14 protein-coding genes are annotated in these 7,944 nt (G+C 63.7%); 8 read left to right on the top strand and 6 right to left on the bottom strand.

Features of this window, described 5'->3' with window-relative positions:
• The coding region (locus tag JZ792_RS40250; protein ID WP_216918142.1) for a DnaJ-like cysteine-rich domain-containing protein at positions 1-455 on the bottom strand (455 nt) is incomplete at its 3' end.
• Positions 456-541: 86 nt separating this feature from the next.
• Here JZ792_RS40250 and JZ792_RS40245 point away from each other — a divergent pair.
• The 3 genes from JZ792_RS40245 (at position 542) to JZ792_RS40235 (ending at position 1,957) form a co-directional block, all read left to right on the top strand.
• Complete coding sequence (locus JZ792_RS40245) at positions 542-733, top strand: MCP four helix bundle domain-containing protein (RefSeq protein ID WP_216918141.1); 192 nt, start codon at positions 542-544, stop codon at positions 731-733.
• Between the two features lie 29 nt (positions 734-762).
• Entirely contained in the window at positions 763-1,080 is a 318-nt protein-coding gene (locus tag JZ792_RS40240) for a hypothetical protein (RefSeq protein WP_216918140.1), read from the top strand.
• 394 nt (positions 1,081-1,474) lie between these two features.
• Positions 1,475-1,957, top strand: a complete 483-nt coding sequence (locus tag JZ792_RS40235) for a DinB family protein (protein WP_216918139.1) — start codon at positions 1,475-1,477, stop codon at positions 1,955-1,957.
• Positions 1,958-2,055: 98 nt separating this feature from the next.
• Here JZ792_RS40235 and JZ792_RS40230 read toward each other — a convergent pair whose 3' ends face one another.
• Both JZ792_RS40230 and JZ792_RS40225 read right to left on the bottom strand, forming a co-directional pair.
• Positions 2,056-2,235: a hypothetical protein gene (locus tag JZ792_RS40230; RefSeq protein WP_216918138.1), complete on the bottom strand. Its 180-nt coding sequence runs from the start codon at positions 2,233-2,235 to the stop codon at positions 2,056-2,058.
• A 14-nt stretch (positions 2,236-2,249) separates the two neighbouring features.
• Positions 2,250-2,603 (bottom strand): hypothetical protein, encoded by a 354-nt coding sequence (locus tag JZ792_RS40225; RefSeq protein WP_216918137.1) that lies wholly within the window; start codon positions 2,601-2,603, stop codon positions 2,250-2,252.
• A gap of 259 nt (positions 2,604-2,862) precedes the next feature.
• On the opposite strand from JZ792_RS40225, the gene JZ792_RS40220 reads away from it, so the two are divergent.
• Positions 2,863-3,102, top strand: coding sequence for a hypothetical protein (locus JZ792_RS40220; RefSeq protein WP_216918136.1), 240 nt, complete (start codon positions 2,863-2,865; stop codon positions 3,100-3,102).
• Between the two features lie 98 nt (positions 3,103-3,200).
• Here the strand turns inward: JZ792_RS40220 and JZ792_RS40215 are convergent, their stop codons facing one another.
• The 3 genes from JZ792_RS40215 to JZ792_RS40205 all read right to left on the bottom strand — a co-directional run bounded on the left by JZ792_RS40215 (position 3,201) and on the right by JZ792_RS40205 (position 5,110).
• Positions 3,201-3,638, bottom strand: coding sequence for a DUF4189 domain-containing protein (locus tag JZ792_RS40215; protein ID WP_216918135.1), 438 nt, complete (start codon positions 3,636-3,638; stop codon positions 3,201-3,203).
• A gap of 140 nt (positions 3,639-3,778) precedes the next feature.
• Complete coding sequence (locus tag JZ792_RS43345; protein WP_216918134.1) at positions 3,779-3,913, bottom strand: pentapeptide repeat-containing protein; 135 nt, start codon at positions 3,911-3,913, stop codon at positions 3,779-3,781.
• A gap of 939 nt (positions 3,914-4,852) precedes the next feature.
• Positions 4,853-5,110 carry a helix-turn-helix domain-containing protein gene (locus JZ792_RS40205; RefSeq protein ID WP_157978756.1) on the bottom strand — a complete coding sequence of 86 codons (258 nt, stop codon included), beginning with the start codon at positions 5,108-5,110 and terminating at the stop codon, positions 4,853-4,855.
• 142 nt (positions 5,111-5,252) lie between these two features.
• On the opposite strand from JZ792_RS40205, the gene JZ792_RS40200 reads away from it, so the two are divergent.
• From JZ792_RS40200 to JZ792_RS40185, 4 genes are all read left to right on the top strand, one after another.
• The gene (locus JZ792_RS40200; protein ID WP_216918133.1) at positions 5,253-5,477 is read left to right on the top strand and encodes a hypothetical protein; all 225 of its coding nucleotides are present in this window, start codon (positions 5,253-5,255) and stop codon (positions 5,475-5,477) included.
• A 175-nt stretch (positions 5,478-5,652) separates the two neighbouring features.
• The gene (locus tag JZ792_RS40195; protein WP_216918132.1) at positions 5,653-5,877 is read left to right on the top strand and encodes a hypothetical protein; all 225 of its coding nucleotides are present in this window, start codon (positions 5,653-5,655) and stop codon (positions 5,875-5,877) included.
• 33 nt (positions 5,878-5,910) lie between these two features.
• Positions 5,911-6,708, top strand: a complete 798-nt coding sequence (locus tag JZ792_RS40190) for a PE-PPE domain-containing protein (RefSeq protein WP_216918131.1) — start codon at positions 5,911-5,913, stop codon at positions 6,706-6,708.
• Positions 6,705-7,391, top strand: coding sequence for a hypothetical protein (locus JZ792_RS40185; protein WP_216918130.1), 687 nt, complete (start codon positions 6,705-6,707; stop codon positions 7,389-7,391). The genes JZ792_RS40190 and JZ792_RS40185 overlap by 4 nt, the downstream gene beginning before the upstream one ends.
• The last annotated feature ends 553 nt before the right edge of the window (positions 7,392-7,944 follow it).

Genomic DNA, 7,944 nt, shown 5'->3' with positions numbered 1-7,944 from the left:
AGGACCGCGACCTCGGCCGCGTCCCCACCGCCGGCACAACTGAAGACTGAAACCATCAACCCGACCGACCAAAAGGGGGTCAGAATTCCGGTGCCGAGAAGTGTCCAGGATTGGCGTTCCGTTGACAGCTTTTCGGTGGGATTCGACTCGATAGTGGAGGCGGTGCTGTCACCGGTGCCGCGACACGAACCACAGGTCCACTTGTTCGTGTCGTACCGGCCGTCGGAATCGGGGTAGGACCTCCATTCGCTGCCCGTCCCCTTGCACGTCCCACACAGGGCCGCGTGCAGGAACCACCTGCGGGGATCGTCGGGCACCGACAGCTCTCGCCAGATTTCGGCCGCGTCGCCGTCGCGTGCGAACCGCTCGTAGAGTGCGGGCGAGGCAGGTGCGGGCTCGAGCAGGCCGCTGCGGAAGAAGGTGTAGTCGATCGGCACACCCGCAGCGTCGTTCACTACATCACGATAGCCATCGGTGCCGGTGCGAGCGATTTGCGAGAGGGACCTCGGAATTCGAGAGACCGCGTGCAAGGATCTCCACGGTGGAAGACTCCCGTGCAGAGAATCCGATGACCGACGACGCGGCGGAGGAATCCGAAGCCGAGCGTACTGAACGGTATCGCGAGATCGCGGAGGCCGAAGCGCAATTTGCCCTGGATTTGGAGAAGTACAAGGACTTTCCGGTCACCGAAGAGGACAGGGAGAAATTCAATGCTCCCTGGGGTCCGTGTTGAAACGGTCCCTGCGGTCCTTGGTGTGTTCGGTGAGGCGTCGACTGGGGTTCGGTGCGGCACGGGTTGGCCGGGCGCCCGACGTCTGGGTGGGCGGGGAACGACGCCAGATCTGTGTGGTGCGAGTGCGGCGCGAGGATCGGTGGTGCGCGGAATTCGTCATCGACGGTCGACGGTTCGATACCGCCGAGGACTTCAGGCGGGCCACCGACGAGGCGTTTCTCGAGATCAACGGTCGTCCGATCGTCGCGGAGTTCGAGACGAGCGATGTCGGTGACGCCGAACCGCGGATGCGTCTGCCGTCCTGGGAACAGTACCGCTCGAGGCTCGGACCGCGTCCCAACTACTAAGTCCTGGCCCGTAGTCACGACGTCATGTCGCGCAACGGTATCGACGGCGTGCCGCAGATGGGCGAAGCCGCGGCCTGTTCCGGTATCTCGACGGCGGGATCTCTGTGACTCGCAGTGTTCGGTGGCGGTGTTTTCGCGGTGTCAGGTGGCGCTGATGACCAGGTGCTGTCCTGGGGCGCCGTGCCGTTGCGGCGAGCGGTAAACTCTTGGAAGGTTTTGCCGCGCTCACTTCTGATGTGAGCTGCAACCTCTATCGGCGGCCCGAATCAGGATTCCTGGTCGCGAAGTACGTGACCACCCGGTGCCGGTTCTTCCGGCGAACCGTTTCCGAACCACCACCAGCAGATCGGTCTGCCTGGCGTGTGCTGGGCGGACCAAGGAAGGACCGCCCGCGATGACCACGTCGATCCACACCACCGGCACCGAACGAGAAGTGCTCGAGGCCATGCTCGATCAGGCACGCGGCGATCTCATCGATACGGCGCGCGGCCTGTCCGAAACCGATGCCAGGGTAAGGCTCGTCCCCTCGCTGACTACCCCGATAACTCTGATCAAACACGCCGCGTTCGCCGAGCGGATGTGGTTCCAACGCACGCTCGGACGACTCACCGACGACGCCTGCGACGGCGCGTTGTGGGCACATGGAGGGTTCGAGGTGGGCGAGGACGAGACCATGACCGAGGTGATCGCGGAGTTCGAACGTGCCAGCGCCCGAGCCAGGTCTATCGCAGCGCCGATTCCGCTGGACGAGACCCGCGAGCATCCACACTCGGGAGTCGTCGTCAGCCTTCGCTGGATCTATGTGTTCATGACCGCCGAATTCGCCCGGCACGCCGGCCACGGAGACATCCTGCGCGAACAGATCGAAGCTGGATGACGACGTCCCCGTGATCCGGTCACCCATCCAGATCTCCCCGCATTGGTGGGTGTCTCACCAACAATCGTTCACGAGACACCTTGCCGTGTGGTCGGGGGTCAGCGGTGCGCGCTCAGCGCTTGGGCCAACCAGGTGAAGGCAGGCACGCTGGGTTTGTCGGGTTCGGCACCGTTGATCAGACTCAGCAGTTGCCAATACCGTTCGATCCGCGGCTCGATCACAGTGCGCAACCACGCCGACAGGCAAGCCGTTTCGGATTCGGGCAGATCCGCGGGCACGATCCGGTCCAGAATCAGGCGCCCGCCTCGGATCCCGGCGCGATCTCCGAATCGACCGCGCGGCCTGCGTGTTCGAGTACCAGCGGGCGGATCGCCAGACCGAACTCGATCCGGTTGTGCGGCTCGCCGTGTTCGATCACCGCCCGCAGCACCGCTTCGAAGTCCGGGTCGGAAACGAGTTCGGCCAGTTCCACCCACGCATCGACCTGCACGGCGGTGGGCTCATCGGGCAGCGTCGTCGGAATCTCCCGCATGAACCCGGCGATGACGAGAGCGTCCTCGTCCTCGACCCCGGCGAAGACGCGGTCGACGAAACCATCGATGATCTGCCGACGTTCCCGCGCGGACAGCACGGCCAACTTGTGCATCAAAGCCATCTCCTGTGTCGCAGTGCCGCGCATGGCGACGGTGCTCAAAACGGCACGGATCTGATGGGGTGGTATCTGGATCGCGACGGGTTCCACAAGTGGGATTCGTTGGAGCGTGTGTCGGGTTTCGATGCCGCGATGGCCGAGCGGTTCCCGGAGTACGCGCGTTTGCGCGGGTGAGGGCTGATCGTGCTCGATTGTCGTGAGGGCAACGGGCTTTCGAGTACCGAGGGGTGTAGGTGGCGGATAGCTTGAACGCATGCACGCCGACATCGACGGTGCGACCCGAATCGCTGGGATCGCTGCGGAATTCGACTGGAAGTGGCCCCTCGACGACCCGGCCCCGTTCTGGGAGGCCGCGGGCTGGGAACTCCTCCGAGAGAACGGCGTCATGTGGTTGCGCACCGACCTCGCGATGTCGCCGATTTCCGGTCACCCACCGAAGAATCCACAGTCCCCCGCCGGGTCCTATCCGGCGGCGTCCTCGTCTGTTCGGTGACGCAGGCCCTGAAAGCGCGAACTATCCAGGGACTGTGTCGGGAAGAACTCTACCGATGCGCCCAGGCTCTAGCTGCGTTTGCAGGTCGGTCTGGCAGTTCAGCCTGCGTTGGCGGTGCAGACCACCTCGCTGATTCCGGTTTGCGAGAGGTCTACGGAACCGATGTTGGCCAGTATCGCCGGCGGGTAGTACTCGGCGAGGCTGGTGTAGGCATACGTCAGAGCGGTCGCGCGGTCGGGGCCGCGGCCGGTGCCCACCGCGGTTTCGCTGAAGACGAGCGCACCGCAGCCGTTGGCCCATTCCACCATGATCCCGCAGTCCGAGGCACCGTCCAGACTGCACCAGAACAGGGCCTCCTCGATGGCGTCTTCACGGCTGGTCGCGTCGACGCTGGTGCTGTAGGTCCATTCGCTCTCGCTGAACGCGATCGCGCCGTAGAGCTCATCAGCTGCATTCGCCGTACCAGCACCGATCATCGACCCGACCGCGACACCTACGACCGCGGCCGCGACCGCAGCCCTGTTCATAACCCTCATCAAGCGCTTTTCCTCTACGAACACATGTGGACATCAACCCCCGGATCATGGCGGACCGCAGTCCGATTCGCCTAATTCGACCCCGCCAGCGGATTCGCGTGATGCGTGCTGTCAGGAGACCCAGTGGCCTTCCGCTGCGCTCACCGCAGTAGTGGAGTAAAGCCAGAGGGCCATCGGGTTTCGGTGCTGTGGATGGTTCCACTCAGATTTGCGCCGCTCAGGTTAGCACCGGTCAGTTCGGCACCTCCTAGAAGGCGGTGACAGTCCAATTGCATTTGTGGTGTCTGCGAACCGTCGGTGATTCGGAGGTGTTCCGGGGTGCGGTATCGACTGATGTCTAGGACTTGGTCCGGGTGTATCTACTCGGGAGGCCTGTATCCATGAATTGCCGGCAAATGGTTGGGATGTTGTTGTGCGGCAGTGGCCGCCATGCGGTGGTAGCGGGTCGAAGGTCGAGCTGGCTCCGGGTCGATACGGAGGTGTTGTTGGCCCGATCGGACACGATTGGCGTTGTCGGACTGGATGCTTGAGTTCTCGCGCTGTCGGTGTTCTGGTCACCGGCGGGTCTCGGTCGAGCAGCGAATGTGGTCGACGAGACCGGCGCTGATGAAACATAGTTCGAGATGGTTCGATCATTGGCGCTTCCGGGGGTGCGAGCCGTCGCTAAAGGCAAATCTGCGGCTATCGCATATCGCTTCTGATTACCGGCGAGTAGCCATGAATCGTTCGATAAGACGGTGGCTTTGACGGGCTTGTGGGGTTTCGATGCGATATAACTAGCCTGATTCTGGGACGCGGGTTGATTCTGTCCCGGATGACCGCTCGAAGTTGAGCGCGGAGACAGAGGGGAACTCGGGTAGTGGAGAATATCGGCTCGATGTCTGGGCTAGCGGTTGTCGGGGAAATGGATGTAGCCGCGGCCTTGGGAACAGTGATCGGGGAGGACGCTGCGTTGCGTGTCGCTCGAGGGAGCGCGACGGTGTGCGATGTCGTCCTCGTCGCGATGTCGCTGGGAATCGATTCCGTGCAGGCCGTCGTGGACTATGCGGACGCGGCTCTCGGACCGGTGTCGAGAAGCGGGGAGAGCGATCGCTGCGCGTAGATCGCGTGCGGCGTCATCGCTTCGGACGTGGGTGGGGGAGTGCTCGGGATCGTAGCGGGAGAATGACCGCCCGGTACCGGACTTCGGTACCGCACGGCATCCGCGCTTGTTCTCAGCTTTCCGGGCGTTCGACATCTTTCAGGGCGAGCGTGACGAATTCGCGCATCGAGATGTCCAGTGCGGCGCACAGGGCGTGGAGTTGCTGCATGTCCGGTGACCGTTCTCCGTTCTCGAAACGCTGAATCGTGCTGACCGCCAGTCCGGTCAGGTCCGCCAGTTGGAGCCGGGTCAAGTCCCGGCGTGCCCGTGCTGCCCGTAGTTCGTTCCCCACCGCACGATTGATGTCCGAAGCCGTCTCTTTCGCACCCATACGGACCATTCTGAGGTCCGATTGGCTACCTGGCAAACGACACGCCGTAAGTCGGCGCACCTTGGCCACCATGCATAGTGCGGCGCATATGTGACTCTGTTCAGAGTTGCAACTAGTCCAAACGGACCATATTGTGTGCCTTATGGAACAGCTCGATGTTGTGATCGCCGAGGGTGTGCGCCGCGCGCTGGCAGAGGCCGGTATCGGAGTGAAAGACCTGGTCAGCGCTACTTCTATACCTCCGTCGGTGTTGGTTCATCAGCTCAGTGCCGACACTTCCTTCGTGCTGTCGGATCTGGTGCGTGTCGCGGCGGCGCTCGGACGTCGGACGGCCGATTTGTTGCCCGATTTGATGCGTCAGTCATGAGGTGGGGTTGGTGGGGTCGTTCGTGTTCAACGGTGCCGCTAGGGAATCCGCCGTCGGTATCGGTGACGGGAATCACGTTTGATCGGGAACCGGTGGTGGGTCGATGAGCGATCGATCAGCAACTGATTCGAGGGTTCCGGTCCTGGCCGACTTTCGTCGCTGTATCGGACGAGGTGTGCTGTTCGTGTCGCCGGTGGGCGGCCGGATCGAACGGGGCGTCATCGTCGGAGTCGACCATCGCATGGTGTACGTGGACTACGGCTACACCAATCCGCTCGAACCCGGCCTCGGCAACGCCATAGCCACGCATCCGAGCAATCTTCGTTTCGACAAGACCGCGCCGCGACAGGTTGTCGATCGTGCACACACATTTCCGGTCTTCTCCGACGCTTCGCGCTGACAGCGCACCTATCCGATCGAATGGAGATCCCCCATGTCCGACTACGTCGCAAAACCTTCTCTCGCGCTGCGGAACTCGAGTCGCGGCGTCGAGAAATTCGACGTCTTGATCGTGGGCGGCACCTGGAACCCGAATGGTGATGGTGTCACCGAAACATTCGCCACCGCACTGGATTCCGACAGATTCGCCCACCGGATGATCCCGTATCCGGCCGACTACGGCACTCGCGTCAGCTACGGGCAGAGTACGGCGGTCGGCCGCAGCGCCCTGATCGGCGCGATCGAGTCCGCGTCGAATCGGGTGGTCCTGGCAGGCTACTCCCAAGGTGCCGCGATCGCGGGCGATGTCGCCGCCGAGATCGGCCGGGGTGAACTGGCGCATCTCGAGGTCGTGGCGTGCGCGTTGATCGCGGACCCGCTACGACCGTCGGGCTGTTGTCTGGGGCCCGACCCCGGCGGTTACGGCATAGCCGGGCAACGCCATATCCCGAATATCCCCACCTACTGGGTGGGCGCGGAGGGTGATCCGATCACCGCGCTGCCCGCCGGTAACCCGGTACGATCGGTCGCCGATCTCAGCGTGTACTTCGGTCTGTCCAGCCCACAGGCCGCACTCGAGTGGGGGCAGAGCCTGATCGAAGTCGCCGCCCGCAGGCGGTGGCAACGATGGTGGTCGACATCGAACCGGAGTAGCTGGGCCGGTGCGTTGGCCTATGCCCGCGGCTATCTGTTCGACGGCCGCCACACCGACGACTATGTGCGTCTCGGCCATGCCGTGCGCCTGGCCGAGGCCATCAACGCCATGGTCATCGAGTCGGCTGGTTCGCGGTGAGCGAACGCATCGACCACCTCTACCTGGACCGAACCACCCTACGCGCGCTGGTCGAACTACTGCGTGAAATACCGGACCTGGTCGAGGATCTCACGATCACCCTGACCAACCAGGCCAGAACCGGCGCCGGCGGCAACTTCCGCGCGCACCGCCGCCCGGCCGAGCAGCCGCTGCCCTATGACCCCCGAGCGCTTCACGCCGCCGACACCCTGCACGCGGTACTGGTGTCGTGGGTTCGGTTGGTGTGCGAACAACGCGGTCTCGAGTATCGCGATTCGCCGACAACGGCGGGACTGGCCCGCTGGCTCGACCGCAACATCATCGCCTTCGCCATGACCGAGGGAGTCCACGACGCGCCCGCCGACATCCGGGAGGCGACCCGAACGGCTTGGCAGGTGATCTGCCCACCGGACGCGCCGGTCGTGCTCGACGACTCGACAGTGGCCAAGGCGCGCGCGCACCGGCTCAACGCGGCCGGAATAGTCGCTCTCGCCAAAGAATTAGGGGGCGAGTATCGCGGACTGACAGTACGGCGTGTGCAGACAATGCGCGACGCCGGACGGATCGCACCCCTGCCCGGGCCCTGGGCGCCCGAATGGCCCGAGCAGTACCTCGTCGGCGACGTCCTCGACGGACATCTCGCCCACCCGAGACGAACGCGCCGCACCACGGTCGACCGATAACGAGATCCCGCGCCGCGACCAAACAGCCACGGAAACAACACTCTTCCACCTGCACGGTTCACATCCTGTGATCGCCCCGCCTCCTCGATGAGGCGGGGCGATCGTCGTTCTCGGCCACGACCGTTACTACGCGGGTTCCCGAAAATAGCCCTCGACCAGCATCTTCGAAGAATTGTCGAAGTGGGTGTTGACAAACGGTTCGTCGATAGGTGAAACTTTGTGCAGCGCCAGAGCTGCGCCCGGATCTCCACCAGAACCGAAAATCCGCTCACCACTCCATAAACGACGCAAGTCACTACGTGGCCTCGAATACCTCCGGGTATCGAGGCCACGGCTATTTCGCAACCTGACGGCCGAATCGTCGTCGGGTCGTCTGAAGCGTGCGGCACGCCCCCGAAACCCTCTCGATGTCCATTGACACGCGGGACAGAGCCTGCCGCATACCCGCCCCGATCCTCCGACGTCTCCCGCCCACGCCAGCGCGGTCGCAGACGCATCGGAGAATCCGGGGCGTCACGCCCCACTCCCGGTCCGCCCCTCGGCCGGGAGTGGG

The organism is Nocardia noduli (assembly GCF_019038455.1).
In the GTDB taxonomy this organism is placed as follows: domain Bacteria; phylum Actinomycetota; class Actinomycetes; order Mycobacteriales; family Mycobacteriaceae; genus Nocardia; species Nocardia noduli.
Note: the sequence above shows the minus strand (reverse complement) of the source record. Positions and strands in the feature narration are given on the sequence as shown.